Annotated in this window: 23 protein-coding genes and 1 pseudogene; 17 read left to right on the forward strand and 7 right to left on the reverse strand. The window is 67.4% G+C overall.

The window, feature by feature from the left end:
• Positions 1 to 54: 54 nt before the first annotated feature.
• From fes to JD77_RS15225, 9 genes are all read left to right on the forward strand, one after another.
• Positions 55 to 1,311, forward strand: a complete 1,257-nt coding sequence (fes, locus tag JD77_RS15185) for an enterochelin esterase (protein WP_145774983.1) — start codon at positions 55 to 57, stop codon at positions 1,309 to 1,311.
• A gap of 59 nt (positions 1,312 to 1,370) precedes the next feature.
• Positions 1,371 to 2,492, forward strand: a complete 1,122-nt coding sequence (leuB, locus tag JD77_RS15190) for a 3-isopropylmalate dehydrogenase (protein ID WP_145774984.1) — start codon at positions 1,371 to 1,373, stop codon at positions 2,490 to 2,492.
• Positions 2,493 to 2,547: 55 nt separating this feature from the next.
• The gene (locus JD77_RS15195) at positions 2,548 to 3,993 is read left to right on the forward strand and encodes a pyridoxal phosphate-dependent aminotransferase (RefSeq protein WP_145774985.1); all 1,446 of its coding nucleotides are present in this window, start codon (positions 2,548 to 2,550) and stop codon (positions 3,991 to 3,993) included.
• A gap of 117 nt (positions 3,994 to 4,110) precedes the next feature.
• Entirely contained in the window at positions 4,111 to 5,424 is a 1,314-nt protein-coding gene (locus tag JD77_RS15200; RefSeq protein WP_170286449.1) for a hypothetical protein, read from the forward strand.
• A gap of 62 nt (positions 5,425 to 5,486) precedes the next feature.
• The gene (gene leuC / locus JD77_RS15205) at positions 5,487 to 6,893 is read left to right on the forward strand and encodes a 3-isopropylmalate dehydratase large subunit (protein ID WP_145774987.1); all 1,407 of its coding nucleotides are present in this window, start codon (positions 5,487 to 5,489) and stop codon (positions 6,891 to 6,893) included.
• A gap of 17 nt (positions 6,894 to 6,910) precedes the next feature.
• Positions 6,911 to 7,570, forward strand: a complete 660-nt coding sequence (leuD, locus tag JD77_RS15210) for a 3-isopropylmalate dehydratase small subunit (RefSeq protein WP_145774988.1) — start codon at positions 6,911 to 6,913, stop codon at positions 7,568 to 7,570.
• A 49-nt stretch (positions 7,571 to 7,619) separates the two neighbouring features.
• Complete coding sequence (locus JD77_RS15215) at positions 7,620 to 7,826, forward strand: MbtH family protein (protein WP_145774989.1); 207 nt, start codon at positions 7,620 to 7,622, stop codon at positions 7,824 to 7,826.
• 249 nt (positions 7,827 to 8,075) lie between these two features.
• Positions 8,076 to 8,489: an MMPL family transporter gene (locus JD77_RS32095; protein ID WP_170286450.1), complete on the forward strand. Its 414-nt coding sequence runs from the start codon at positions 8,076 to 8,078 to the stop codon at positions 8,487 to 8,489.
• The gene (locus tag JD77_RS15225) at positions 8,486 to 8,821 is read left to right on the forward strand and encodes an MbtH domain protein (protein WP_145774991.1); all 336 of its coding nucleotides are present in this window, start codon (positions 8,486 to 8,488) and stop codon (positions 8,819 to 8,821) included. Before JD77_RS32095 ends, JD77_RS15225 begins: the two co-directional genes overlap by 4 nt.
• 112 nt (positions 8,822 to 8,933) lie before the next feature.
• Here the strand turns inward: JD77_RS15225 and JD77_RS15230 are convergent, their stop codons facing one another.
• The gene (locus JD77_RS15230; protein WP_145774992.1) at positions 8,934 to 9,644 is read right to left on the reverse strand and encodes a M23 family metallopeptidase; all 711 of its coding nucleotides are present in this window, start codon (positions 9,642 to 9,644) and stop codon (positions 8,934 to 8,936) included.
• A 393-nt stretch (positions 9,645 to 10,037) separates the two neighbouring features.
• Between JD77_RS15230 and JD77_RS15235 the strand changes: the two genes are divergently transcribed.
• Positions 10,038 to 10,715 carry a response regulator transcription factor gene (locus JD77_RS15235; RefSeq protein ID WP_145774993.1) on the forward strand — a complete coding sequence of 226 codons (678 nt, stop codon included), beginning with the start codon at positions 10,038 to 10,040 and terminating at the stop codon, positions 10,713 to 10,715.
• A gap of 70 nt (positions 10,716 to 10,785) precedes the next feature.
• Here the strand turns inward: JD77_RS15235 and JD77_RS15240 are convergent, their stop codons facing one another.
• The gene (locus JD77_RS15240) at positions 10,786 to 11,520 is read right to left on the reverse strand and encodes an ABC transporter permease (protein ID WP_145774994.1); all 735 of its coding nucleotides are present in this window, start codon (positions 11,518 to 11,520) and stop codon (positions 10,786 to 10,788) included.
• A complete protein-coding gene (locus JD77_RS15245) occupies positions 11,504 to 12,442 on the reverse strand; it encodes an ATP-binding cassette domain-containing protein (protein ID WP_145777598.1) in 939 nt (312 codons plus the stop codon). The genes JD77_RS15240 and JD77_RS15245 overlap by 17 nt, the downstream gene beginning before the upstream one ends.
• Before the next feature lie 99 nt (positions 12,443 to 12,541).
• Between JD77_RS15245 and JD77_RS15250 the strand changes: the two genes are divergently transcribed.
• Both JD77_RS15250 and JD77_RS15255 read left to right on the forward strand, forming a co-directional pair.
• The gene (locus JD77_RS15250) at positions 12,542 to 13,147 is read left to right on the forward strand and encodes a TetR/AcrR family transcriptional regulator (RefSeq protein ID WP_145774995.1); all 606 of its coding nucleotides are present in this window, start codon (positions 12,542 to 12,544) and stop codon (positions 13,145 to 13,147) included.
• Between the two features lie 117 nt (positions 13,148 to 13,264).
• Positions 13,265 to 14,299: pseudogene (locus JD77_RS15255) on the forward strand (metallophosphoesterase); the annotation flags it as partial.
• 124 nt (positions 14,300 to 14,423) lie between these two features.
• Here JD77_RS15255 and JD77_RS15260 read toward each other — a convergent pair.
• On the reverse strand, positions 14,424 to 15,008 hold the full coding sequence (locus JD77_RS15260) for a TetR/AcrR family transcriptional regulator (protein ID WP_246140681.1): 585 nt from the start codon (positions 15,006 to 15,008) through the stop codon (positions 14,424 to 14,426).
• Between the two features lie 87 nt (positions 15,009 to 15,095).
• Between JD77_RS15260 and JD77_RS15265 the strand changes: the two genes are divergently transcribed.
• Together JD77_RS15265 and JD77_RS15270 are read left to right on the forward strand one after the other, a co-directional pair.
• Positions 15,096 to 15,710: an amidohydrolase family protein gene (locus JD77_RS15265; RefSeq protein ID WP_145774996.1), complete on the forward strand. Its 615-nt coding sequence runs from the start codon at positions 15,096 to 15,098 to the stop codon at positions 15,708 to 15,710.
• Positions 15,707 to 16,561, forward strand: a complete 855-nt coding sequence (locus JD77_RS15270; RefSeq protein ID WP_145774997.1) for an alpha/beta hydrolase — start codon at positions 15,707 to 15,709, stop codon at positions 16,559 to 16,561. Before JD77_RS15265 ends, JD77_RS15270 begins: the two co-directional genes overlap by 4 nt.
• A 168-nt stretch (positions 16,562 to 16,729) precedes the next feature.
• On the opposite strand, the gene JD77_RS15280 is transcribed toward JD77_RS15270, so the two are convergent.
• Both JD77_RS15280 and JD77_RS15285 read right to left on the reverse strand, forming a co-directional pair.
• A complete protein-coding gene (locus JD77_RS15280) occupies positions 16,730 to 18,769 on the reverse strand; it encodes an amylo-alpha-1,6-glucosidase (RefSeq protein ID WP_145774998.1) in 2,040 nt (679 codons plus the stop codon).
• Complete coding sequence (locus tag JD77_RS15285) at positions 18,766 to 19,143, reverse strand: SCP2 sterol-binding domain-containing protein (RefSeq protein WP_145774999.1); 378 nt, start codon at positions 19,141 to 19,143, stop codon at positions 18,766 to 18,768. The genes JD77_RS15280 and JD77_RS15285 overlap by 4 nt, the downstream gene beginning before the upstream one ends.
• Positions 19,144 to 19,351: 208 nt before the next feature.
• On the opposite strand from JD77_RS15285, the gene JD77_RS32100 reads away from it, so the two are divergent.
• Together JD77_RS32100 and JD77_RS15295 are read left to right on the forward strand one after the other, a co-directional pair.
• Positions 19,352 to 19,729, forward strand: coding sequence for an SCP2 sterol-binding domain-containing protein (locus tag JD77_RS32100; protein ID WP_170286451.1), 378 nt, complete (start codon positions 19,352 to 19,354; stop codon positions 19,727 to 19,729).
• The gene (locus JD77_RS15295; RefSeq protein ID WP_145775001.1) at positions 19,726 to 21,789 is read left to right on the forward strand and encodes an amylo-alpha-1,6-glucosidase; all 2,064 of its coding nucleotides are present in this window, start codon (positions 19,726 to 19,728) and stop codon (positions 21,787 to 21,789) included. Before JD77_RS32100 ends, JD77_RS15295 begins: the two co-directional genes overlap by 4 nt.
• Before the next feature lie 385 nt (positions 21,790 to 22,174).
• Here JD77_RS15295 and JD77_RS15300 read toward each other — a convergent pair whose 3' ends face one another.
• A complete protein-coding gene (locus tag JD77_RS15300) occupies positions 22,175 to 22,816 on the reverse strand; it encodes a hypothetical protein (RefSeq protein ID WP_170286452.1) in 642 nt (213 codons plus the stop codon).
• 536 nt (positions 22,817 to 23,352) lie between these two features.
• Here JD77_RS15300 and JD77_RS15305 point away from each other — a divergent pair.
• Complete coding sequence (locus JD77_RS15305) at positions 23,353 to 26,493, forward strand: discoidin domain-containing protein (protein ID WP_145775003.1); 3,141 nt, start codon at positions 23,353 to 23,355, stop codon at positions 26,491 to 26,493.
• Positions 26,494 to 26,622: the final 129 nt, after the last annotated feature.

The raw sequence follows: 26,622 nt of genomic DNA on the forward strand, positions 1-26,622 counted from the left end.
GCCAACGACCCGCCCGTCCACGACGACGCGCCGGCCCGGCGCTAGGAGAACACGATGATCGCTCCCACGAATTCGCACACGGATCACCGCATCGTCCGGCTCAAGGAGGCTCTCGCCGCGGGTGACCCGGGGGCCCTCGACGATTTCTGGAAGACCGTCGAGGCCGACGGGTCGCCGCTGATGGAGCCGATGGAAGGCGAGGAGGGCCGGACTCTCGTCACCTTCCTGTGGCGCGATCCCGGCGACACCGACAACGTGCTGGTGCTCTTCTACAGTGCGCCGACCCAGGACGGTTTCAGCGAGTACCTCTTCGAGCGGATTCCGGGGACGGACGTCTTCTACAAGGCGTACATCCTGCCGCCCGACCTACGTACGACCTACCTGCTGTCGGTCAACGACCCGCTGGAGCCGTTCGAGAAGTACTCGGACATCATGGCCCGGATCCCGTTCTACCAACGCGATCCGCTGAACCCCCGCGAGGTCACGATCCTCGACGACCTCGTGGTGTCGGTGCTGGAACTTCCCGACGCGCCTAAGCAGCCGTGGAACATCGCGCGGCGTGGCGTGCCGAAGGGGAAGAACAACATGCACATCCTCGACAGCGAGATCCTGAAGACGCAGCACCACGTCTCGGTGTACGTGCCGCCGGGTTACTCGACCGACGGCGAGAAGTACAACGTTTTCGTCCTCTTCGACGGCTGGTCCTACTTCAGCTTCGCGGCGACGCCCACCGTGCTGGACAACCTCCTGTACGCGGGTCGGATCGACCCGTTCATCCTGGTCATGCACAGCAACATGGACCAGGCGGTCCGCGCCACGGAACTGCCCTGTCACGAGCCGTTCGCCGAATTCCTCGAGCGGGAAATGATGCCTTTCCTGCGCGCGAACTACCACATCAGCGACGATCCGGCGAGGACGTATGTCGGCGGGTCCTGCTACGGCGGACTGGCTGCGGCGTACGTGGGATTCAAGCTGCCACACATCTTCGGCAACGTCATCTCTCAGTCCGGCTCCTTCTGGTGGCCGGAACCGACGACGCCGGACGTCGAGATGGAGTGGCTGACCCGGCAGTTCGCGGAGAGCCCCAGGCTTCCTGTCCGCTTCTCCATGGAGGTCGGTTCGCTCGAGGCCGCCATTGCGGAATTCGACCAGCTGGCGACGAACCGCAAACTGCGCGATGTCCTGCTCGAAAAGGGCTACGAGGTGCACTACAACGAGTACACCGGCGGGCACGACATGATCACCTGGCGCGGCACGCTGGTCCGGCGCCTGCTCGCCCTGGCCGGAAAGAAGCCGAAGCCGAAGTCCTGAGCTTCGCCGCTGGCCCCGCACGAATACAGCGCCAAAACACTCCGAAAAGGTAGAGAAACATGGGTGATTATTCGGTAACCGTCCTGCCTGGCGACGGTGTGGGGCCAGAGGTCACGGAACAGGCTCTCGAGGTTCTGCTCACCGTCGCGGACCTCTACAGGCACAAGCTCACGATCCACCATCGTCTCGCCGGCCTGGCCAGCATCGCAGCCGAGGGGGTGGCCATCTCCGAGGCCACCATGCAGACCTGCGCCGAGAGCGATGCCATCCTCTTCGGTGCCATCGGCAGCCTGCCGGCGCATGAGCGCCGGAACGCCACGGTCAAGCCGGAGCAGGCCCTGTTCCGGCTGCGCAAGGACTTCCAGTTCTTCGCGAACCTGCGTCCCATCCGGCCGTCGAGAAGCCTCTACAGTGCCTCGCCGCTCAAGCCGAGCTATCTCGAGGGCACCGACCTGATATTCGTCCGGGAACTGTCCGCCGGTCTCTACTACGGGCACCTGGAGTCGGTTCCGGGCAAGCCGAGCGAGATCCGCCGCACCGAGCGGGGCGAGGAGGCGATCGACACGCTCCTGTACACCGAACAGGAGATCGAGCGCGTCGTACGGGCCGCGTTCGACATCGCCGTCGCTCGGCGTCGTCTGGTCACGTCGGTCGACAAGGCCAACGTCCTCAGCTCCTCGATCCTTTGGCGCCGGATCGTGGAGCGGGTCGCCGTGGACTACCCGGCGGTGACGTACGAGCACATCCTCGTCGACGCCTGTGCGATGTACCTCGTCCGTGATCCGTCCCGCTTCGACGTGATCGTCACCGAGAACCTGTTCGGCGACATCCTGACCGACCAGGCCTCCATGTTGACCGGCTCCATCGGGATGATCCCGTCGGCGAGCCTCGGCGTACGCCGGAGCCAGGCCGGCACGTTCGGCCTGTTCGAGCCGATCCACGGCTCCGCGCCCGACATCGAGGGCCAGGACAAGGCCAACCCGGTCGCCGCCATCCTCTCGGCCGCGATGCTCCTGCGTCACTCGCTCGGCCTGCACGAGGAGGCCCTCGCGGTGGAGGCGGCGGTCGAAGAGGTGATCCAGGACGGTTACCGCACGGTCGACATCCAGGAGGAGGGCGCGAAGGTGGTCGGGACCCGCGAGATGGGGAAGCGCATCACCGCAGCATTGCGCCGGCCGTAAATCCCGGGCGGTCTCAGCCGAGCCGTCCGGTCGTTTCGAGGGAGGTCCGTTACCGATGGTGCTGCAGCGCGACATGGCCAGGCCGGAGAACGACCTGGCGGAACAGCGCCTGCTCGTTCGACAGATCCGCAGGGAGTTGGTGCAGGAGTACCGCGCCCGGTTGGAGACATGTTACGAACCACCGATCCGGATGATGGCCTCCCTCGTCCAGGCACTCGAACGGGAGTGCGCCGAGCGCCATCTGGACGAGACCGCCACGCGCCTGGAGATCGTGAACCGGACGATCGGTGACGTCAACCTCCGCCTCGTCTCCGAGTGCGACGGAGCGGAGGGTGGCCCCGGCGACTACCGGAGACTCGCCGACGAGCTGGGGGTCGCGCTGCCGGGTGAGAACCTGCAGGGATACGTCGCGACCGGGGCCGTGTACCACTGGCTGCGCGACCAGATGCTGGAGGCGGAGCGCGACCTCATGGATCGTGGTTGCGATCCGCGTGTCTACGACATCGCGAGTGTCGGCAACCCCGTCCTGCGGGGCTGGCTGGCCGACGACATGCGGCAATGGGGCCTGACGGTCGGAGCCGAGCACATCGCCCTCGGGCTGGGCGCGACCGACTGCATGGACAAGGTGCTCCGCGGCCTGGGCGCCCTCGCCCGCCTCCGTTCGGAGCCCGCCGGCGCGGTGCTCCTGCCGACCCCGGGCTTCAACATGGTCGAGTCGCAGGCCGCCGCCAACGGTTACCAGCTCCACAGCGTCGAGACCCGGCCCGAAGACAGTTTCAAGTTGACCGCCGAACAGCTTGCCGCGGCGCTCGACGAGAACCCGGAGGTCAGCGTCCTCTACCTCACCGTCACGAGCAATCCTTCCACCTTCGCCTACCAGCCCGACGAGCTGCTCGACCTGCTGGGCGTCCTGCGCCTGCAGCGGCAACGGGGGCGCACCGTCTATCTCATGGCCGACCTGGCCTACGTCGGTACCGGCGTCCCCGCCGAGGACGAGGCCCGGATGCGGGCCCTCAGTTCCGCGGCCGACCTGGCCGACCAGGTCAGCTACGTGAGCAGCCTCTCCAAGACCCACACCCTCACCGGCGAGCGTTTCGCCTGGGTCACCTTCGGCGACGCCGACCTCGCCGGCCGCATGGTCGGCAGTTGGATCAACAGCACCGTGTCGATGCCGGGCGAGTGGCAACTGCGCTTCATGGCGTACCACCGCCTCTTCCGCGAGAACCCCCAGCTTCTCGACAAGGTCCGCAGTCTCTACGGCATGCGGCGCGCTCGGTTGAGGGCCCAGCTTCGGCGGCTCGACGAGCAGTACCAGCTCTTCGAACACATCTACCTCGACGACGACACGACCATTTACAACTGGAGCAAGCTCCGCGAGGGAGAGGACTGCTTCTCGGTACTCGAGAAGACCGGCATCGCGGGAATTCCCGGATCCACCTTCGGCTATTCCGACCAGTACGTCCGCTTCTCGGTAGGGATCCTGCCGGTGGTGCTGAACTGATTCACCCTCTTCGACGCAGAACCAGCGATCGCTTCAATTCAGGAGGTTCCAATGACAAGCTCGGCGAGTGGAACACCGACAAACGGTTCCGGGGAGGCCCAGCTGCGCTCCACCGGCGTGGTTGTGGACTTCAACTGGAACAGCGATCCCAATCCGCTCGCACCGCTGCCCGGCTCGCTTCCGAGCGAGCCGACCCCGCTTCAGGCCGCCCAGGCCGACATCGTCCTCTCCGAGTGCCTGCGTGACGGGCTTCAGGGCGTCGGCAGGTACCCGTCCGTCGACGAGATGTTGCGGTACCTCGAACTGCTGAACAACTTCGGCATCCGGTCCGCCACGGTCGGCATCTACGCCGGGGCCGGTGCGCTCGACGTGACGGTGAAGGAACTGCTCGCCAGCATGCGCGACCAGTTCCCCGACATCGTCCCCTCGGTGCTCTCCGTCTGCACCCCGGCGTCCCTCAGGTGGACCGCCGAGTGCAAGGAGATCCACCCCGCGCTCGAGGCCATCGTCTTCATGGGCAGCTCGCCGTCGCGCCGCATGGTGCAGGGCTGGGACCTGGACTTCGTCCTCGGCAAGCTGGAGACGTTCATCAAGCAGACCGTCGACGAGGGCATTCCTGTCATCGGCGGCACCGAGCACACGACCCAGACGTCACCGGAGGACGTCCGCGAGATCACCCGCGTCCAGGTCGAGAACGGTGCCTACCGCGTCGCGGTCGCGGACACCATCGGCATCGCGCGTCCGGTCGGCGCGTACCGGCTCTGTCGCTTCGTCCGCGAGATCCTCGACGAGCTGGGCACCCCGGACATGAAGCTGGACTGGCACGGCCACCGCGACACCGGAAACGCGCTGGGCAACGCCATGATGGCCCTCGTGGCCGGTGCCGACCGGATCCACGTCGTGTCGCGCGGCGTCGGCGAGCGCTCTGGGAATGCCTCACTCGAGGAGGTCGTGCTCAACCTGGCCGCCATTCGACAGGAGGGCGGCCTGCCGGTCGGCTGGAACATGTCCGAACTCCTCGGCCTGATCTCGTTCTATCAGGAGATGGTCGGCGTCGTCACCCCCGAGCACGGGGTGCTGGGCAAGCGCTACAGCTACACCAGCTCCGGCATCCACACCGACGCCATTCTCAAGGCGAACGCCCTCGCCGAGAACGCCCGGAAGGCGCAGGACTTCGAGCTGGAGAACAAGCTGCGCACGATGGCCCGCACCGTGTATTCGGCGATCGATCCCGCCTTCGTCGGCGGGGCGTACTCGGTGGGCGTCAGCCAGTGGAGCGGGCTGAGCTCGGTGAAGCTCGCCTGGCTGGAGAGCGGCCGCGACCCCGAGAAGCTCTCTGCCGAGCGTGCCGAGGAGGTCCTCTCCCACGTCAAGGGGCTGGGCCGCGAGCTGGAGGGCGAGGAACTGGAGGCCTGGTTCGCGAAGTCGTGAACCGCTCGCGAAGCAGAGGAACACGAGGGAACCACACACATCCTGCGGCTTGGAGAGGCGCCATGAGTCAACGAACGATGTTCGACAAGATCTGGGATGCCCACGTAGTGCGTGACGAGCCCGGTGAGGTGCCCGTCATCTATATCGACCGCCATCTGACACACGAGGCGACATCGCCGCAGGCCTTCGCCGGTCTGCGGGCCCGCAAGCTGCCGGTTCACCGTACCGACGCCACCATCGCCGTGATCGACCACAACGTGCCCACCGTCCCCGGTCGGCGGATGATCGACGTCGTCGACGCCGCGAGCGTGACCTGCATCGAGACGATGGAGGAGAACGCCCGCGACTTCGGGGTCACCCTCTTCGACATGAAGGACGAGTACCAGGGCATCGTCCACGTCATCGGCCCCGAACTCGGCATCTCTCTTCCGGGCATGACCGTCGTCTGCGGCGACTCCCACACCTCCACCCACGGCGCCCTGGGAATCTTCGCCATCGGCATCGGCACCAGCGAGGTCGAGCATGTGCTGGCAACCCAGTGCCTGCAGCAGCAGAAGCCGAAGACGATGAACATCCGGGTCGAGGGGACGCTCGCGCCCGGGGTCACCGCGAAGGACGTCGCGCTGGCGATCATCCGCAAGTTCGGCACGAACGTCGGCTCCAACCACGTCATCGAGTTCAGCGGCTCCGCCATCCGATCGCTCTCCATCGAAGGGCGCATGACGCTGTGCAACATGGCGATCGAGGCCGGCGCGCGTGCCGGCATGGTCGCCCCCGACGAGGTCACGATCGAGTACGTCAAGGGCCGCCCGTACGCCCCGCAGGGCGAGCTCTTCGACCTGGCGGCGGCCAACTGGCGGGAGCTTGCCAGCGACCCCGGCGCCCAGTTCGACGCCGTCCTCGACATCGACGTCGACGACCTCGTCCCGCAGGTCGCCTGGGGCACGGACCCGGGCATGGTCGCCGACATCACCGGCACGGTGCCCGACCCGGCCGCGGAGAGCGACAGCGTCACCCGCCAGGCCTACGAGCGGGCTCTGGAGTACATGGGGCTGACGCCGGGCCAGAAGATCCAGGACATCGACATCCAGACGGTCTTCATCGGTTCATGCACCAACTCACGACTCGAGGACCTGCGGGAGGCCGCCGGCTACGTCGAGGGGCGGCACGTCGCTCCGCACGTACGCGCGATCGTCGTACCCGGCTCGATGCAGGTCAGCCGGCAGGCCGAAGAGGAGGGGCTGGCCAAGATCTTCCGCGAGGCCGGCTTCGAGTGGCGCGAGGCGGGATGCAGCATGTGCATCGCCATGAACGGCGATCGCCTCTCCGCCGGCGAGCGGTGCGCCTCGACGAGCAACCGGAACTTCGAGGGCCGCCAGGGACGCGGCGGACGTACGCATCTCGTCAGCCCGATCATGGCTGCCGCCGCGGCCGTCGCCGGGCACTTTGTCGACGTTCGGAACCTGTAGAAAGGCGAAGGCTCTTCATGGAGAAGTTCATCACCCACCTCGGGGTGGCCGCGCCGCTGGCGCGGTCCAACGTCAACACCGATGACATCGTGCCGGCGCGTTTCCTGAAGACGATCCGTCGCACAGGCTTCGCCGACGCGCTCTTCGCCAACTGGCGCTATCTCGGTGACGGTAAGGCGCCGAACCCTGACTTCGAGCTGAACCAGCCGGCCTACGCGGGCGCGACTGTTCTGGTCGCCGGCCCCAACTTCGGCTGCGGCTCCTCGCGTGAGCATGCCCCGTGGGCCCTTCGTGAGTACGGCTTCCGGTGCATCATCGCGCCCAGCCTCGCGGACATCTTCTACAACAACTGCTTCAACAGCAGCATCCTCCCGGTGGTCCTGGACGCGTCGACGGTGGAGGACGTCCTGGCGACCGTCACCGGCCAGGAACAGTGCCGGCTGCGGATCGACCTTCCGGACCAGACCGTCACCATGCCCGACGGGCGGGCATTCCGTTTCGACGTGGACGGGTTCAAGAAGGAAGCCCTCCTGGAAGGGCTCGACAGTATCGACTGGACGCTCTCCCGCAGGAGCGAAATCCTCGCCTACGAGGACCGGCGGCGCCGCGAGGCGCCCTGGCTCTTCGTCCCCGGGGAGGCCGGTCAGAGGCGGGTCGCCGTCGCTCCGGCAAGCTGATTTCTCGTCCGAGGAAAGCATCCGACGCACAGATAGGAAATGAGATCACATGGATGACGCCCGCGTTAAGGTCCTTGTCAACCACGAGGAGCAGTACTCCCTCTGGCCCGATTTCCTGGACGTTCCCTCCGGGTGGAAGGACACCGGGGTCTCCGGCAGCAAGGAAGAGTGCCTGGCCTATGTCAAGGAAGTCTGGACCGACATGCGTCCGCTGAGCCTCCGCAAGAAGATGGAGGAGTCGGCGCCGGGGGCCTAGGCCGCGCAGTGGGGCAGTGAACTGTGGAGGACCGCCCGGGGACGAACGCCCGGCGAACGAGACAGGAAAGAGAAGAAGTGTTCTCGAGGGCTAGCAGAGCGATCATTGCCGGTCGCTGGCTGTCTGTGGTCCTGTGGCTCGTCCTCGCGGCGGTCCTCGTACAGGTCGCCCCCAATCTGCAGGAAGAAGCGAACGGCAGCCAGCAGGAAGCACGCTCGCAATCGAGCCTGGAGGCCTTTCAAGGCCCCGGTGGCCGCCTTCGTCATCCTGGTGGCCCTCGGTATCGACTACAGCATCTTCCTGATGACGCGCGTGAAGGAGGAGTACCGGACACACGGGCGGTCGGCCGGGGAGGCCGTCAGGAAGGGACTCGCCGGCACCGGTTCCGTCATCACCTCGTGTGGCATCATCCTGGCCGGCACGTTCACGCCACTGCTGTTCTCCGGGATCAAGTCGTACCTCGAGATGGGCTTCGCCATCGTCGTGGGCCTACTGCTGGACACCTTCGTGATCCGCACTCTCCTCGTGCCGGCCATCGCCGTGAGGTTCGGAGAGCGCAGTTGGTGGCCAGGGAAGCGGCAGCGTGCCGCGGATGACGTTCCTGCCGAACCCAAGGAATTAGTACGGGCCGCTCAGTGGCAGATATGGAGGATTTTCCCGTGAACGACCTCATCCAGCGCCTCTCCGTGGAGAACCAGAGCGTCCTGGTCGGCGGACCCGACCCCTCCCTGGACGAGCTCCAGAAGCGTGCCACGGAGATCGGGTACGTCTTCATCAAGTTCCCGGACACGACCGGGGGAACCGATCTGGGCGTCCGCGTCGACAAGGCGGCGACCGACCTCAGGAACGCCGACTTCACGACCGGCCGCGGCAGCGCTCACATCGAAGGCACCCTCACCCTGGACTACGTGCAGGTACGGTGTGTCGCTGACATCGATCTGGCGTCGCTCAGCGGCACCGGCCACCTCAAACCCGAGGGGGCACAGGCGGCGTAACTGCCGGCGGTAGCCGGAACGGGGCAGCTCCAGAGCGCCCCGGTGATTCCCCCGCCGTGGCGCCCGGACCGCCGGGTGCCACGGCGCGCGGGGGAGCGATCGGTCTCCGGCGTCAGAACGGCAGCGGTTCGACCACCGCCTCCTCGGCCGGAATGCCGGACTCCCTGATCTGGAACTGTCGGGTGCCGTGGGGCCGTTCCCGGAAACGGCGGAAGGCCATCGGGACGCCCCGGGCAACGGACAGGTCCGCGCTGTCCATGACCTGCACGTGCACGTGGGGCTGGGTCGAGTTGCCGGAGTTGCCGCAGTCCGCGACCGGTTGCCCCGTCGTCACCGTGTCGCCGACCGCTACCCGAACCGAGCCGGCCCGCAGGTGTGCGAGGGCAAGGAACGCGTCGCTGTCGCGCAGGGCAATGATCAGATAGTTGCCGGCAACCGCGCCTACTCCCTGCCGGAGCCGCCCCATCTGGCCCAACGCATAGGGAACAAGGCTCAGCTGCGACCGCCGACCGGCATGATCGATCTCGCCGTCGTGTACGTCGACGACGGTGCCGTCGGCCGGGGCCAGGAGCGGGCGGCCGAAGGCGTAGAACCGCTCCGGCGGTTCGGTGGCGAGGAAGGTCCGCCAGTCGCGGCGGTCCGCGGTCCGGCGGTGCTCGTCCACGCCGATGAAGTCGATGGCGTAGCGCTCGCCCAGCAGGTCGCTCCCGTGACTCGGCACCCGCCGGGCCGGGCTGTTGCGCGCCAACCACAAGCCCGTGAACGGCAGCGAGATCACGACCTCTCGGCTCGTCGAACCCGGGGCAGGCGGTTTCTCGGCCATCGATCCAGTATAGGCAAGATCACAGATGGCGGCGTGGGTAAGGCGCGCCCCGAACCGGGGCTCGGCGCGGCCGGAGTTGGCCGGCGTTGGCCGGTGCCCCGGCAGATGGCCGTGGGCGCGCGCTACCTTCCGGGTACCGCGACTTTCCCGCATGCGCCGTCCGCCGGCGCCTTCGGTGCCATTGTCTCCGGCGGCTCCAGCTGTCGGCTCCCGGACCCGGCCCGACCTCGCTATTCAGGAGCTGCGGCGGTGCCGGCCGGCATCACCGGCCAATCCGGCCGCCTGGGAATCTACTCGCATGGGAATTGATCCCTTGTGGATTCTTGGCGTACCCTGTCACAGGCAAGAAACACCTCTTTCCTCACGGGTGCCGCGGCGAAGGGACCGATCGACGTGGATCAATCAGATAACCCGTTTGAGCAGGGCGAACGCGGCCACACCGTGCTCGTTGTCGCTGACAACGAGCTGCGGCGTCGTGGCCTCGCCAACATGCTCGCCTCACTAGAGGCACCGATCAAGGTCAATGCGATTGTGGCGGCGCACCCAGATCGTGTGCCCTGCGACCGCCTCTTCGACTTACTGATCGTGGCGTGTGACGACCTTGGTGCGGAAAGTCTGGACGGGGTCGTGGAGGCGGCGCGGGGTCAGGGTGCGAAGATTCTGCTTCTGATCGGCCGTGGTGCGGCGTGTCTCGACACTGTGATGCGTCTTCCGAGTAACGGTTTTCTGATTCAGGATGATGTGACGAAGGATGCGTTGGCGCAGGCATTGGACCGGATGGTCGTTGGTGAGGTGCCTATGCCGGGTGTTCTGGCGAATCGGTTGTTGGAGCGGGCTCGTGGTGCGGTGGCGCGGGAGCGGCATGATGTGGTGCGGTTGACGCCGCGGGAGCGTGAGACGTTGGTGTTGCTGGCCGAGGGGTTGAGTAACAAGCAGATCGCTCGTCGGATGCTGATCAGTCAGCATGGGGTGAAGCGTCTGGTGGCGAGCATTCTGACGAAGCTGAACTGCTCGAACCGTACGTTGGCCGCGGCGATGGCCATCAGGCAGGGCCTGCTCGAAGAGGTGTGAGTGAGGGGGTGCGGCGCCCGCCAGGACGCCCATGCACCCCACCACCCAAGCCCGGCTCCTCGCACGGGGCTCAGCTTCTGCGGGTCATGACCCGCAGCGTGAGCGCCAGACCGGCCACGCACCAGACGGCGAGAACGGTGAACGGAAGCGCCCTGACTCCGTCCGCGCCGGTGGCGAGGGTGTCGCGCACCGCGTCGGCCATGTACTGGAAGGGCAGCACCTCGTGCACGGCCTGGAGCCAGCCCGGCAACCGGTCGGCCGGGAAGTTGATCGGGGAGAACATCAGGGCGATGAAGACGATCACCTGAGATATCAGGCTGGCGACGGCGGGCGGCACCGCGTAGGCGACGGCGTAGCCGAGGCCGGTGGCGGTCAGCGCGACGAGCAGGATCGCCGGAACGACGAGTGGGCTGACGTTGAGGTCGAGGTCGAACCGCAGCGTGGCGGTGAGCAGGGCCAGGGCCAGGCCGGGCAGGGACGTCAGGAGCCAGGTGGTGACGTCCGCGGCCAGGATCGCCGTCCGGGGCACCGGAAGCGTGCGGTTGTACTCGAACGTTCCCTCTGTCTTGCTCTGCGCGATCAATTGAGGGGCGAGCACCATGCCGACGGTGATCAGGCCGAGGGTGGGAGCCCCCGTCGCCAGGTACAGGGCCGTGCCCTTGCCGACCGTGGGCATGAGGAAGGAGAAGCCGACCACGATGCCGACCGCCAGCAGCGTCTGGATGATGAGCATCAGCGGGAGCATGAACTTGAGCCGGATCGCGTGCCAGCGCAGGAGCAGCAGGTAGCTACGCAGCCACCGCATCGTGGTCCTCCTCGGAGGTGTTGGTCAGCCCGACGTAGATGTCTTCGAGGCTGATCGGGTTCAGAACGAACTGCGCGATGGCCTCGGTGGCGTGGAGCTGTTGCGCCCACGCGATCGCCTGCGGGGCGTCGGCCGAGGCGATGGAGATGACCATGCGCTGGTCGGTCACGTTCGCGAGGCCGGCCCAGGACGGCGGTTCGGGCGAGACGACGCCCGGCGTCAGCGTCAGCTCCAGCCGGAGATCGCTGGAGGCCTGCCGGCGCAGTTCGGCCGGCGTGCCGGTGGCGGCGACGTGCCCGTGGTCGAGCACGACGATGCGGTCGACGCTGCGCTCGGCCTCGGTCACGTTGTGCGTGACGATGATGACGGCGCAGCCGTCGGTGGCGAGCTTGCGGACCTGCTGCCACATCAACCGGCGGCGCACCGGGTCGACGTCGTTGGTGGGCTCGTCGAGCATGACCAGACGACCCGGCTCGACCACCGCCATGCAGAACGCGGTCAGCCGGCGGATGCCGCCGGACAGCTTCTCACCCGGCGTGTTGGCCCACTCCTCGATGTCGAGGGCGGCGAGCAACTGCTCGGTGCGTTCGCGTACCCGCTGGCGGCTGCCGCCGCGGATCCGGCCGAGGATCTCGATGGCCTGCCTCGGGGTGACCCCGGTCAGCGGCGCCTGAGCCTGTAGCTGCAGGGAGCAGGCGCGTCGCGCGTACGCCGGGTCGGCCACGGGGTCGCGGCCGTCGAGCCTGATCGTGCCCTGTGTCGGCTGGACCAGGCCGGCTACCTGGTTGAGCAGGGTTGTCTTCCCGGCTCCGTTGTGCCCGAGCAGGCCGAGCACCTCTCCTTCGCCCACCTGTAGTGAGAGGTCGTCGTTGGCGCGCACCCCACGCGGGTAGACCTTGGTCAAGTGATCGATCTGGAGCAACATCAGGCCCCCTGGACGCCGGCCGATTTATGCATACCGTTGAGTATCTGGATACCGTCGGGGATGTCAAGCACCGTGGTGGTGTGCGAGGATCGCGGCATGGGTGAGCGACTGACCCGGGCGCAACAACAGCAGCGGACCCGCCAGCGCCTGCTCGACGCAGCGGAGACGCTGTTCGCCGAGCGGGGGATCCACCAGACCTCACTCGAGGAGGTGGCGGCTGAGGCAGGGCTGACCAAGGGTGCGATCTACGCCAACTTCGACGGGAAGAACGGTCTGTTGGCGGCGATCCTCGAACGCCGTTACGCCGAGGATCAGATCGCCGATGCCGGCCCCGCCGTCGACCCTGGCGTTTCCTCCGCGGTCGACTGGCCGGCCGACATCTACGAGTCCGTCATCTCCCTGCCGGAGACTCGCAGGTTCGCCATGGCACTCGTCGAGTTCTGGCTGCACAGCATGCGAACCCCGGCGGCCCGTGAGGCCATGGCGCAGTGGCTCCGGGCCGTACGCGAACACAACGCCGAGCGGATCGCCGAGCGGATCGGTGGCGACTCGCCGATTCCGGCCGGGCAACTGGCGGCCCTGATGGCCGCGCTGGACGTCGGTGTCGCCCTCCAGCACCTCATCGACCCCGAGGGTGTCCCCGCTGATCTGTACGCCCTCGGCCTCAGGGCGATCATCGACCCCGGTGGGACGGGCGGCTGAGGTGATCGTTGCCGCGCTTGTCATGAAGCCCGCGTCGGGCACCCCGCCCGGACCTCGTCAGGGCCGCGTCGACGCGGGGTGAACGCCTCGCCGAGCTCGGCCCCCGCTACCCCGCGGGCGCCGGTGGTGGCCGCCGGCACGGCAGTGTTCGTCGTCGCGCTTGTCGCGTTCCCCGTCCTGATGTATCTCGGGCACGGCCGCCGGCGGCTGGACGCGGCGGCCCGCGCCGGGGACACGCTCCTCGGCCTGGTCTGGATCCTGTTCGTCTGGGCGCTGCTCGGCAACGTGGCCCGGCTTCCGCTGGCCGCCGCGGGTGTCGCCGATCCGCTGCGGTCCCGGGCTGTGGCGGTCGGTGCGGCGGTCGTCTCGGTCGTCCTGGCCGTCTGGGGGTACGCCGAGGCGATGCGGGTGCCCCGGGTCCGGCGGGTGGACGTCACCGTCGACCGGCTCGGCGCCGGTCTCGACGGGGTCCGGGTGGTGCTGCTGACGGACACCCACTACGGCCCGATCGAGCGGACCCGCTGGTCCGCCCGGACCATCGAGGTGGTCAACGGGTTGGCCGCCGACATCGTCTGCCACACCGGCGACATCGCCGACGGTACGGTCGACCAGCGCCGGGCGCAGGCCGCGCCGCTGGGCGCCGTCCGGGCCCGGCTGGCCCGGGTCTATGTGACGGGCAACCACGAGTACTACGGCGAGGCGCAGGGCTGGGTCGAGCACATGCGGGACCTCGGCTGGGAGCCGCTGCACAACCGGCACCTCGTGGTGGAGCGGGACGGCGCCCGGCTCGTCGTCGCCGGGGTGGACGACGTGACCGCCGCCTCGTCCGGTGTGGCCGGTCACCGGGCCGACCACGCCGCAGCGCTCGCCGGCACCGACTCGCGGCTGCCCGTGCTGCTGCTGGCTCACCAGCCCAAGCAGATCGGCGACGCGGTGGCGGCCGGCGTCGACCTGCAGCTGTCCGGGCACACCCACGGCGGCCAGATGTGGCCGTTCCACTACCTGGTCCGGCTCGACCAGCCGGTCGTGCAGGGCCTCAGCCGGCACGGCCGGACCCAGCTCTACACGAGTCGGGGGACCGGTTTCTGGGGTCCGCCATTTCGCATCTTCGCACCGAGCGAGATCACCCTGCTCACCCTCCGGGCGGGGTAGCCCCGGCGGGGCCTGCACCTGCCTCCCCCCGCCAGTTGCAGTTGCGCACATAACGCGATCATGGCGGAGATGATCTATTTGTCGAGCACTCGGCATCGACGCTCCTCGCCGTAACGGAAGGCTACTATCTGGTTGCCCGACCGTCTTTCAGGTGCAGGATCAAGGTCACCGCGTCCTCGGAGTGGGCTGTTGGTGTCAGAACCTCCTGCAAGAGCAGGCCACGCATCGCGGCAATGGTGACGGTGGCCAAAGTCAGCGCTTCCTTGGCGTCGAGCCCTTCGCGTTCCGCCAGCGAGGCCAGCATCTTGGTCAGGTCATCGAGCGAGTCGATGAACTCACGAAAGTCCTCCGGGCTGTGCGCGGCCAGTCCTACGACGTGGAAGAAGCCACGGACCCGCGACAGCTGCTCCGGCCGAGTGTAGGCCCGCCAGATCGCCACGACGAGGTCGTCGAAGCTGCCTTGCTGGGCGGCCTCGAAAAGCGCCTCGTTGTCACGAGATCGCTGTGCCTTGAGCATGGCCGCCAAGACACCCGAGAGCGACCCGAAGTGGTACCGCAGGAGGGCGTGGCTGGTCTGGGTCCTGGCGGCGATCTCACGGAGCGACACCTCCGGTGAGGGAAGCGCCTCCTCGTAGGCGTCGAGAAGCCGGGCCAAGAGACGCTCGCGTGCGTCGCCTTTGCGTTCCGTGCTTGACAGGATCACTCCCACAGTTTATCCATTGGAAAAGAACGACTGCGGTGTCGTGGTGCTTCACGCATGGTCTCAGTCGGCTCGCAACGACGGAGGGGACGACTGGTGGGAAGTTTTCAGGTAGTCGGCGCGGCGGTCGTCGACGGGTCGGGTCGCGACCCCGTCAACGTCGACGTCAGCATCGAAGACGGGCATATCGCCCGGCTTGGTGCCTCCAGCGCACACGGCGAGCACCTCGATGCCGAGGGGCTGACGATGACGCCCGGCCTGATCGACGCTCGCGAGGTCGCCCTCGTGCCCACGTTCGCCGTCGTCGAGCAACTGCTGCACGACACCGCTGGAGCGGGCCTCGACGAATCGACCCGCGATCGTGTGATGGGTGTTCGTGAGCGGATGACCGAGGCGCTCGCTGTCGCCAAGGAGGCCGGAGTGCGGATCGGGCTGGGTTCCGATCTCATCGGTCCGGCTCAGAACCGTCGAGGCGAGGAGCTCAGATTGCGCGCGGAACTTGAGACACCGATGGAAGCTCTCGTGGCGGCCACGAAGACCAATGCCGAGATCCTCGGCCTGTCCAGCGAGGTGGGGGGCATCGCTCCCGGCATGCAAGCAGACCTTGTGCTCTGGAAGGGCGACCCGCTCGAAGATCCGACGGTTTTCGCCGACCCGTCCAACGCCATCGTCGTCGTCCAGGCCGGACGCGTTGTGAAGGACCTGCGATGAGCGCCATGTGGCAGGGCTGCCTCGCCGACACAGACTATTTCGAGACGCGTTCCAGCGGAGGGCACGACTACGGCGTCTGGGTCACCACGCCACCGGGCTACGACCCCGCCACGACGCGAGCGCCTGTCGTGTACGTGCTCGACGGCAACTGGGCCGTGGGCATGACGGCTCCGCTCATCGTCACCCAGCGGGACCCCATGCAGCGGATCCAGCCCTACATCCAAGTCAGCGTCGGCTACGCGGGCGAGGAAGCCCGGCACTGGGAACGGCTGCGCAACAGAGACCTCGTGCCACCCGGCGAGCCCATCGCCAAGGAATTCGTCGATGCCGTGGAAATGGCACTCCAAATGGGCGCGATGACACGCGAGGAAGCCGATGCCTATCTCGCCGAGCTACGCGCCTCCCGCGCCGACGCGTTCCTGAGCTTCCTTACTGCGGAACTGCACCCGCGGATCGAACACGACTACGGCACAGCCATGAGCGGTCACGGCCTCTTCGGCTACTCCTACGGCGGACTCTTCAGTCTCTATGCCTGGCTCACCGGCAATACGCTCTTCGAGAGCATCGGAGCAGGCAGTCCCGGCGTTGCCAGTGAAGACAGTCAGGTCTTCGCCCAGCTCGAAAAGATGGGCGACAACCTGCCTACCGCCAAGCTTCACCTGACCGTAAACGACCGAGAGCTTCTCGGAGACCTGGCCGTCTACCAGACCCTCGCGAAGAACACGGCCACCGTCCTGCACCGCCTGACCGCCCGCGGCGGAGCCGTCACCAGCGCGGTCCTGCGCGAAACGCACGTGACCGGCCTGCAGGCCTCGTTCCTCAGCTACCTCAGGACCTGCCGTGCGCTATGAGAGAGGACGACATGCGAGTACCGATGTGGTCGTGATCGGGGCAGGTGTGATCGGTTCGTCGATCGCCCTTGAGCTTGCGCGGGCTGGGCGCCGCGTGAAGGACGCAGAACACTCGCTCGATGGCGTGTACACCCCGGACGCCGGTTACGTCTCAGACCCGAGCCCGGGTCAGCGTCGCTCCGGGTGGGCGCGTCCGAGGGCACCCGCCCTGCCCCACCGCCCGGGGATGTCGAGCAGTTCGATCCGGCCCATGCCCGGGGGCACGGCCGGTCTGGCCACCAGGTGCTCGCCGCGTGGCTCCATGCCGAGCATGGTCCGCAGCAGCAACAGGGGAGTTCCCGTGGACCACGCCTGTGGGCTGCACGCCGTGGGGTACAGCACGGGATATCTGGTCAGCGTCCGCTCGTATCCGCCGAACGCCTCGGGGAGCCGCCCGTCGAAGTGTTCCGCGGCGTCGATGATTCCCTCGGCGATCTGCCCGGCTTCCTGGTGGAATCCGTAGCGGCGCAGCCCCCAGGCGATGAAGGAGTTGTCGAACGGCCACACGGTGCCGACGTGGTAGCCGATCGGGTTGTAGCGTCCCTCCCCCAGCGCGAGGGTGCGTACGCCCCAGCCGGAGAAGAGGCGGGGGCCGAGCAGGTGTTCGGCGATCTTCGGTGCCCGGGATTCGTCGACGATGCCGCTCCACAGTAGGTGGCCGATGTTGGAGGAGAGGGCGTCGACCTGGCGGCCGTCGCCGTCGAGGGCGAGTGCGTAGTACTCGCCGTCGGAGACCCAGAAGTCGCGGTTGAAGCGTTCCTTGAGGTCGGCGGCTTCCCGTTCGAGGCGGTCGGCGTACGCGGGGTCGTGCCAGAACTCGCGGGCCAGCCTGGCGCCGCGGATCTTGGCGTCGTACGCGTAGCCCTGCAGCTCACAGGTCGCCCGGGGCAGGCTGGGCAGCCGCCCGTCCCGGAACGAGATGGAGTCCCAGGAGTCCTTCCAGCACTGGTTATCCAGCCCGGTCCGCTCGTTGCGGCGCTGGTACCAGACGTAGCCGTCGCCCATGATGTCGCCGTACTCGTCGATCCAGTGCAGGGCGGCTCTCCCGGCACGTTCGAGAGACCGGACCAGGGTGGCGTCGCCGGTCCACCGCTCGTACTCGTCGAGCAGGATGACGAAGAGAGGAGTGGAGTCGGCGCTACCGTAGTACGGCGAGTGTGGCTGCTCCTCGAATGCGGTCGTCTCCCCGTACCGCAGCTCGTGGAGGATCTTCCCGGGCTCCTCCTCGCGGAAGTCGTGCAGGACGGCCCCCTGTCGCACGATGAGCTGGTGTAGCGTCGTGGCGGCGAGGTCGGGCGCGAACGGCAGTGCCTGGATGCTGGTGAGGATGCTGTCCCGGCCGAAGATCGCCATGAACCATGGTAGGCCGGCGGCGGGGATGGCGTGCCCGCCGCCGGTCAGCGGTGCGTAAAGCAGCGCGGAGAGGTCGGCCAGGCTGCGTCGGTAGGTCATTCCCAACGTGGGGGAGTCGCAGGTGAGGCGGGGTGCCTGCGCGAGCCAGTCGGCCAGGTCCTGCCGGATCTGCGCTCGGGATCGACCGGGTCTGCCCTCCAGGCTCTCCCGAAGGTCGCGCCCGCCCAGGCCCAGCGCCTGCACGTGCAGGTTGGTGGTCCATTGACCGTGCGGTTCGAGTCGAACGCGGTATGTCAGCCCCTGTTCGTCGACTCGGGCCGGCACGGTGGACGAGACCAGGGTTTCCCGGCAGAACCCTTCCCGCTGGTAGCCGAGACGTAGGCGCCCGCCGTCGACCTGGGTGTAGTACGTCCCGCGCTTGTTCCGCACGTCCTTGATCTCGAAGAGGTCGGCGAAGTCGCTGTCGACGTCGATCCGGATCCGCAGGTCGACGGGCTTGGGTTCGTGGTTGATCACGGTCAGTTGCTCCGTGAAGCTGCCGCCGATGGAGCGGTCGCGAATGGCCGAAACACCGATGTCGACGAGTGGAGCGGGGAGGGTCGGGACGACGACCATGCGGCTCTCGAAGTACTCGACCTCCTCGACGGTGAGCGCGTTGACCCGCTCGTCGTTGATGGACAGGATCCATTTCGACAGGAATCGGGTGTCGAACGAGAAGAACCCGGTCGGGATGGTGGGGGACGCGTCGATGTCGCCCGTCTCCTCACTGACGACGAACGTGTTGCCGTCCAGCAGCCGGACGAGGCCGTCGCTCATGCCGCACGTCTCCGTTCGCGGCCGAAATCCCGAGGGTGATGGGCTTCGGGCGGCGCCGGCATGAGCCGAACGAAGAGGCGGGCCAGCCGTTGGTCACCCTCCGTGGTGACTTCGTTGCGCAGCCATGACGGGTACATCTGTGACTGGCCAGCCAAGATCCGGTCGAAGATCGCCCGGCTGCCATGGAAGACACAGTCGGCCTTGCCTCCATCCCGAGAGACGCTGATATGGCCCCGTTCGATGGCCACGAACCAGCGGTCGACGCCCTGCTCGTGGGTGAGGTCGAACCGTATGGTCCCGGTGGCGTCCTCGAGGAGGGTTTCGTGCCCGCGACGGGCGAGGGATTGGAAGAAGCTCGTGGTGGGATTCGACATGTCCGCCTCCCTCCGCTGCGTGCCGAGCCCGGATGAGCCGCGTACCCACCCTGACCCGGAGCGAGGCCCTGCCGCATCACCCGGATCGGGTGATTTCCCCGCGCCGCTCGCGGCCGCAGTCCAGGTTCATCCGTTCCGGGTGAGGCCGACCCACCCTGATACGAATGATGCTGCTCGTGGTCCGGCGGATTTCTTTGGGGGTGGTGCCATGTCGGAGGCGACCAGGAAGTTCTTCGAGGCGCTCGAACGACACGGCCACGAACGCCTGCTGAAGAAGACGAACGGCACCATACGGTTCGACCTCGAGCGTGACCACGAGGTCGACCACTGGTTCGTGGAGATCCGCGGCGGCGTCGTCCGGGTGTCACAGCAGAACCGCGCCGCCGACACCGTCATCCGCTCCGACGACGCCTTCTTCGACCGGATGGTCCGCGGCGAAGCCAAACCGCACCCGGCGTGGCTGAGGAACGACATAACGTTCAAAGGACAAATCCGGCTCGTCAGCTTGCTGGAGCGGCTCTTCGCGCCGCCGCCCAACGCGCGTCACCCGCGGATCGCCGCCCGGGGCCGGGGGAGGCAGGGATGAAAACCGATCTCGTCAGAATCCTGGACGGCAACATCTTCGTGTTGAGCGACGGCAGCGGCGACATAGAGGCGACGCCCCACGTCCCGACCGGCTACTTCTCATTCGACACCCGGTTCCTCTCGCTGTGGCGACTGACCATCAACGGGGAACGGGTGAGCACACTGGCGACGGACGACCCGTCGTACTTCGAGGCGCGGTTCTTCCTGGTGCCCGGGGCCCCGACACACTACGTCGACGCCAAGGTCTCGGTGATCCGCGAACGGGCGGTGGCCGGCAGCTTCGAGGAGCGGTTGACAGTGCTCAACCATTCCGGGGGACCGGCCGAGTTCACCGTCCGGGTGGACGCTGGCTCTGACTTCAGCTCCTTGTTCATGGTCAGACAAGAACGCACGCCGGCCGGCCGGCTCTACCAACGCGTCGAGAACGGTCGCCTGCACCTCGGCTACGTGCGGGAGAAGTTCCGGCTAGAGACGTTGATCTCCACGACCGAGCCGGCGCAGGTCGACGAACAGGGGCTGACCTACCACATCCGGATCGAACCCCACGGGCAGTGGACCACCATGCTGCATGTCCGGGGGCTGCTGCTGAATCCCGACGGTCAGGACATGCGAGAACACCTGACTCCCTCCCGCCAGCAACGCGACACGGCAAGGCTCCAACACGACCTGCGGCAGTGGCTCGACAAGGCTCCGCAGCTGCGCTGCGACTGGAAGCCACTGGAGCGGACCTACCAGCGCAGTCTGGTCGACCTTGCCGCGCTGCGGTTCTCGCCGCTGGCGCTACCGGCCGAGCCGCTGCCCGCGGCGGGCCTGCCGTGGAACGCCACCCTCACCGGCCGCGACCCCATCCTCACCAGCCTGCAGGTCCTGCCGTTCACACCGGACATGGCCGTCAACACCCTGCGGATCCTCGGCATCGACCAGGGCAGCGTGCTCGACGACTTCCGCGACGAGGAGCCGGGCAAGATCCTGCGCGAGTTCCGCTACGGCGAGCTGACCGCGTTTGAAGAACATCCCACATCGCCCTACTTCGGCGCCGCCGACAGCACCCCGCTCTACGTCATCCTGCTCGACGAGTACGAGCGGTGGACGGGGAACGCCGCGGTGGTGCGCGAATTCGAGGACGAGGCGCGCGCGGCGCTGCACTGGATCGACGAGTACGGCGACATCATGGGCGACGGCTACGTCTGGTACCAGCGCCGCAACGAGCGGACCGGGCTGGAGAACCAGTGCTGGAAGGAATCCCCGACGGCCATCTCGTTCCGGGACGGGCGGCTGCCCAGCCTGCCCCGGGCGACCTGTGAGCTGCAGGGCTACGCGTACGACGCCAAGATCCGCGGCGCCAGGCTGGCCCGCGAGTTCTGGCACGACCCCGCGTACGCCGACCGCCTCGAACGGGAAGCCGCCGACCTCAAGGAACGCTTCAACCGCGACTTCTGGGTCTCCGACGGCGAGTACTACGCACTCGCCCTCGACGGCGACGGCCGCCAGGTCGACGCCCTCTCCTCCAACATCGGCCACCTACTGTGGAGCGGCATCGTCGACGAATCCCGGGCACCGAAGATCGCCGAACACCTGCTCGGCCCCCGCCTCTTCTCCGGCTGGGGCGTACGCACCCTCGCGCTGGGGGAGGGGCAGTACAACCCACTCGGCTACCACGTCGGCACTGTCTGGCCATTCGACAACGCCTTCATCGCCTGGGGGCTACGCCGCTACGGATTCCATCAGGAAGCCGGGCAGATCGCCGAGGGAATCATCGACGCGTCCCGGCACTTCCAGGGTCGACTTCCGGAAGCCTTCGGCGGCTACGACCGCGAGTTGACCCGGCACCCCGTCCAGGAACCCGCGGCGAACAGCCCACAGGCCCTGGCCACCGCAGCGCCCCTGCTGCTGATACGCACGCTGCTCGGCCTCGAGCCCTACGGCGATGATCTGGTGGTCGCGCCGGCACTGCCCGAACGGTTCGGTCGCATCGAACTGCTCGACATCCCTGGACGGTGGGGCCGCGTCGACGCCATCGGCAGCGTGGCATCCCAGGAGGCGAACGCGGCCGACAGATGAGAGTGGCGGCGTTGCCGCCGTCCGATGCCGGTGACCAGTGCTGCGGCAGACAAAGCCGCAGTTCACAACCCCTGCGAACCAGTTGTGGCACGGCACAGGGTCAACGGATCAAGCGAGCGAACCTCCGCAGCTCCTCGGTAAGAATTTCCGGTTGTTCAAACATGTTGCGGCGGGCGCACCGGGCGGTGATCTCCGGGTCGTCCGGGCTGGTGTGCCCGCCGGGACGGGTCGACAGCGGCGATGTCCGCCAGGGCCCGAGCGAATCGGTCCCTCGCGGGCCGGTCGAGCGCGACGGCTGCTAGTCAGGCAGACAAATAACGACCAACCTACTTCTGCGCTACAGCATGTGATCAACCCTGCTCGAGCCCCACTTCCGAAGCGCGCCCTAGGGCCACTGGACGGCCTCGACGACGAGCTCTGCGGAGCACGAATTATCATCGATCCGCTCGGCTCGAATGGTGAGCGATGACTTGCCCTTAGGTACGTTCAGTTCTTGTTCCTGGCTCCCAGAACCAGCCATGCCGTTGCCGAGAGCTTCGCCATCAGCGAGAAGCTCCCACCGGACCTGCGCGCGGCCCGAGCAGCCATCAACGACGATGCTCAGATCTCTCTGGCGTGCCGGACCTGAGAGGGTGGCCTGTGCCTGAATCCTCTGTCGCGACGAGTCAAGGAACCAGTGGTTGGTACATGTAGTACTCGTTGCCCAGTCGAGACCCGTGGTCTCGCATTCCTGCTGTGCCGCGTCGCCGACGGAGAATCGTATCTCGGTGCGATTATGAAGCTTAGGGAGCTTAGGGAGAAGTTGGGTCCCGCCGACCCCCGTTGCCAGTAAGGCAAATGCCAATCCTGCCCCAACGAGCCAGCGGCGCGTCTTCTTGCGCAGGATGTCCCCGGCGGTCGTACACTCGGATTCGTATGCCGCCAGGATTTCTGGCTTGTCCAGGGAGAGCGCCAACGCGCGGACAAAGGGCCTCGCCATATCCAGCGTCGCCTTCATCCGAAAGGTGTTCGACGCCTGCACGGCCACGAAGACGGCGACTAGCGTACCTGCTATCGCCGCCAACCAGGACCCCCGTTCCAACCAGTCCGTCCAGTGCGACATGGCTCCCCCTCTCCACCGCTCGGCAGTTGTAGGAAATACGAGTGAGCATAGGCGAACGTCCGGCGGTAGGCCGGTTTTGTTCCGCCCTCCGGCGGGCACCCATTGCCCCTTTTGTGCGCATCCCGGCGGGCTCCGGTTTCCGCACTCGCCGTACCACTTAACCAGCAGACCAGCATGCTCTTCTCAATGAGTGCCTGCCTCTGAGTGCCTACCAGGCCCACCGACAGGGCGTGGTGGACTACCTCGCTCCTGCTGGACTCACCGGGCCCGCGCTCACCGAATGGATTGTGGAGTTCAGCAGGAACTACGGCGCCCAGGTCGATCGGCGCGTCACAAAGGTGAGCGACGCCCCAAGCGCCGCGTGGCCTGACATTTCAGGGGTCTGTGGTAGCGGGCGACCAGGGCACGGTTGCGTGAGGACGGACCTTGACACGTCGGATGGATACACACAAAAATGCCCTATGACGTCGGCGTCAGGCTCGCTTCCCATCCACCCTCGGGTCAGCCGCCGCAGGTTCCTTCAGATGGCTGCCACTGTCGGTGCGCTCGCTGCCGTGTCGGTCGCGCCGTCCGGCCCGGAACCGGAACTCCTCGCTGACGATGCGGTGGCGCAGACCTACCACCGTGTGTTGTTGCGGCATACCCGCTGGGCTGAGACGCAGTGGGACGAGGCCGCCGGGCACTACCGCACCGCGAACTTCTCCTTCGCCGTGGTTCTCGGCAACGCGCTGGTGCTGACGCGTGGCACGTTTGACGAGGCGCTGGCGGGCATCGACGCCGAGACTCTGAAGGCGCACACCGTGGCGACGCTGTCGCACTTCGCCGCGTCGAACCGGCTGGTCGGTGGCACCGAGTGGGGCAAGACCCTCTACTTCGACAGCACATTCGAGCTGTACTTCCAACTCGCCGGCCGGCTGCTCTGGAACGACCTCGACGCGACCACCCGGGCCAACCTGGACCAGCTCGCCCAGTTGCAGGCGACGTACACGGCGTCCCTCGGCACCGGCGACGACCCGCGGTCGCCGGGATGGACGACGAACGGGCTCGCCGGCGGCTGGATCGGCGATACCAAGCTGGAGGAGATGGGCGTCTACGCGCAATCCCTCGCACCCGGCCTCGCCTGGGCACCGAACGCTCCGGACGCCGCGGCCTGGCGCACCCGATTCGGCCAGTGGAGCCGGAACCAGACCGGCCTTCCGGTTGCCGACCTCGCGAATCCGACGATCATCGACGGTGTCGCCGTGTCGGCGAACACCGCGCGGAACCTGTACGACACGTTCGTGGTCGAGAACCATGGCTCGTTCGGCCCGCACTACCAGTGCGAGCTGTGGCGGACCTCTGCGCGCAACTGCATACATTTCATGATTGCCGGACAGCCGATACCCGAGGTGATGCGAGCGCAACCCAACGGTGATCGGCTGTGGCGCAGCATCCTGTCGGTGATGAGTGACGCCGGCGAGCCGCTGATGCCGATGGTGAACGACCGCGAACACCTCTACGGCCGCGATGTCATCCCGCTCGCGTTCCTCGCCCAGGTGCTCGGCGACCGGAGCGCCGCCTGGGCGGAATCGGCGATGGCCGACCGGTTCGAGGCCTACCAGCAGTATCCGCCGCAGTATCGCATCACCAAGTTCTCCGGAGAGCCGAAGTACGAACCAGAGGCGCGGGCCGAGGTGGCTATCAGCTACCTGCTACACGAGTGGCGGGCGCGCAGCGGCGAACCGGTTGTCCCGCTCAGCAAGGACGACGTGTTCGCGGCGGCCAGTGGCGTCATCGACTTCGGCGCCGGCCCCGGCCTCCTGTCGCACCAGTCGAAGAACAGTTGGGCCGGTGCGGTCAGCAGAGCCGGCTATGTCAAGTTCGCCTGGCAGCCCGCCCACGACGACTGGTTGTTCCTGATCAGCGGTGCCACCCCGATGTTCCTGCCCAGCACCGCAGGCACCGTTCGCAAGCGCAGCGTCGCACCGTATACCGCGTTGCGCGACGGGTTCGACGGCAGCGCGACGGTGCTCGGCTTCGACACCGGCTGGGCCGGGTTTGCCACGCTGCCCGGCGGTTCGGTCGTCTATGCCACGAGTGGGGTCGCGGCCGGGGAGGGGCACCTCGAGGTCTACAACCTCACCATGCCCGGCGTCCCCGGCCTGGACGGCAGCCGGACCTACACCGCCGCAGAAGGAACGGTCACCGTCGCGTCGCAGGATTCGGGCGGTGCGACTCCACCACCGGGGGTTGCCCGCGTCGACACGGTCACCTTCCCCACCACGACCGCGCAGTGGGTTCGGATGCTCGGTGTCGAACCCCATCCGACCTATGGCTACTCGATCTTCGAATTCGAGGTGCGCAACGGCGCGGCCGGCCCGAACCTGACGCTCGGTAAGCCCACCACCGCGTCATCCGCTGACACGGGGCGCGGCGCCGCCCTCGCCACCGACGGCACCATGACCACACGCTGGGCGGTGTCCCGCGCTGACCGGCCGCGCGCCGCCAGTTGGCTCGCCGTCGACCTCGGCGGGCCCCGCACGTTCGATCGGGTGGTCATCTACTGGGAAGCCGCCTCCGGGCGCCGTTATCGCGTGCAGGTCTCCGACGACGGCGTCACCTGGCGCGACATCGCCACGTATCCGCAGCCGAACCTGTCGAGCACCGGCGGTTGGCTCGATATCGACGGCCGCGCCAGCCTGGTGGTGCGGGGCTCGGCCAATCCGATCACCGTCACCGGCAACGTCATCACCCTGTCCGACGGACCCGCCGCACCGCTGCTCGTGGAGGGCTACCCCCGGCTCGATCCCGGGCAGACGCAGGCGGTGGCCGCGCAGCCCGCACCGACAACATCGCAGGCATCGGTACGTGCCAGCACCGCGGAGGGCCAGCTGAGCCTGTTCAACCTATCGGGCTCCGCCGCCACCGCAACCGTCTCGTTGCCGCAGTCGCGGACGAGCGTCCAGCTGTACGCGGGGACGCAGACCATCACCGCGACAGGCACCGACTACGCCGCCGTCCTCAAGGCGTCGAGCGCTGAGGTGCTCGCGCCACGGTTCACGATGCGGACCGTCGGCGAGGGCGAGCTGCCGGTGGGCCTGCACGCCGAGGTGATCGACGGGCAACGCCTCCGGCTCAGTGGCCCGACCTGCCAGGTGAGCGTAAGCTCGCCGGCCGCACCGGGCGACACGGTCGTGGTCGTTGACACCCAGCCACGTGACATCGTGCTGCCGGAGGCGCCGGCGTACCCGCTCACCAACCTGGCGCTCGGCCGAGTCACCTTCCCGACCAGTCCGCTGCCGCCGGGGATGTCCGATCCCGGCGCGGCCGTGGATGGCCAATCGGACACCGCTTGGACGCCAGGGGTGGACGGGCGGATGGTCGTCGACCTCGGCCAGCAGCAGGCGCTCGGGAGTATCGAGCTGGACTGGACCGGCGATCGCTCACCAACCGTAGACGTAGCGACTAGCATCGACGGGATCACCTATACCCATGCGGTGCGGCTGCCCGCCGGGCGCGATTCGGCGCTGCTCACTGGCGCAGCCCGCTACGTCGCGGTACGGGTCGCCGGTTGGCGCCCGGGTGATCCCTCGCTCCACAGCCTGGTGATACAGCCAACGTAGGGGCGATTCGTGCCCTAGCCGCAAGGCCGGGTAGTTAGGCGGCGGGCGTGGCTGTCAAGCCGACCTGGGTTACCTGTGAAAGGCTCCGCACGACGTCACTCAGCATGGCCCGCGCCAGTTGGCCGCACT

The organism is Micromonospora olivasterospora (assembly GCF_007830265.1).
Taxonomy (GTDB): Bacteria; Actinomycetota; Actinomycetes; order Mycobacteriales; family Micromonosporaceae; genus Micromonospora; species Micromonospora olivasterospora.

What these genes read in the sequence shown, in the direction of transcription:
- JD77_RS15295 (WP_145775001.1), top strand. Translation starts at nt 19,726, where the DNA reads ATGAAAACCGATCTCGTCAGAATCCTGGACGGCAACATCTTCGTGTTG.
- JD77_RS15285 (WP_145774999.1), bottom strand. Translation starts at nt 19,143, where the DNA reads ATGTCGAATCCCACCACGAGCTTCTTCCAATCCCTCGCCCGTCGCGGG.
- JD77_RS15270 (WP_145774997.1), top strand. Translation starts at nt 15,707, where the DNA reads ATGAGCGCCATGTGGCAGGGCTGCCTCGCCGACACAGACTATTTCGAG.
- JD77_RS32100 (WP_170286451.1), top strand. Translation starts at nt 19,352, where the DNA reads ATGTCGGAGGCGACCAGGAAGTTCTTCGAGGCGCTCGAACGACACGGC.
- JD77_RS15195 (WP_145774985.1), top strand. Translation starts at nt 2,548, where the DNA reads ATGGTGCTGCAGCGCGACATGGCCAGGCCGGAGAACGACCTGGCGGAA.
- JD77_RS15240 (WP_145774994.1), bottom strand. Translation starts at nt 11,520, where the DNA reads ATGCGGTGGCTGCGTAGCTACCTGCTGCTCCTGCGCTGGCACGCGATC.
- fes (WP_145774983.1), top strand. Translation starts at nt 55, where the DNA reads ATGATCGCTCCCACGAATTCGCACACGGATCACCGCATCGTCCGGCTC.
- JD77_RS15305 (WP_145775003.1), top strand. Translation starts at nt 23,353, where the DNA reads ATGACGTCGGCGTCAGGCTCGCTTCCCATCCACCCTCGGGTCAGCCGC.
- JD77_RS15230 (WP_145774992.1), bottom strand. Translation starts at nt 9,644, where the DNA reads ATGGCCGAGAAACCGCCTGCCCCGGGTTCGACGAGCCGAGAGGTCGTG.
- JD77_RS15250 (WP_145774995.1), top strand. Translation starts at nt 12,542, where the DNA reads ATGGGTGAGCGACTGACCCGGGCGCAACAACAGCAGCGGACCCGCCAG.
- JD77_RS15280 (WP_145774998.1), bottom strand. Translation starts at nt 18,769, where the DNA reads ATGAGCGACGGCCTCGTCCGGCTGCTGGACGGCAACACGTTCGTCGTC.
- leuC (WP_145774987.1), top strand. Translation starts at nt 5,487, where the DNA reads ATGAGTCAACGAACGATGTTCGACAAGATCTGGGATGCCCACGTAGTG.
- leuB (WP_145774984.1), top strand. Translation starts at nt 1,371, where the DNA reads ATGGGTGATTATTCGGTAACCGTCCTGCCTGGCGACGGTGTGGGGCCA.
- JD77_RS15215 (WP_145774989.1), top strand. Translation starts at nt 7,620, where the DNA reads ATGGATGACGCCCGCGTTAAGGTCCTTGTCAACCACGAGGAGCAGTAC.
- leuD (WP_145774988.1), top strand. Translation starts at nt 6,911, where the DNA reads ATGGAGAAGTTCATCACCCACCTCGGGGTGGCCGCGCCGCTGGCGCGG.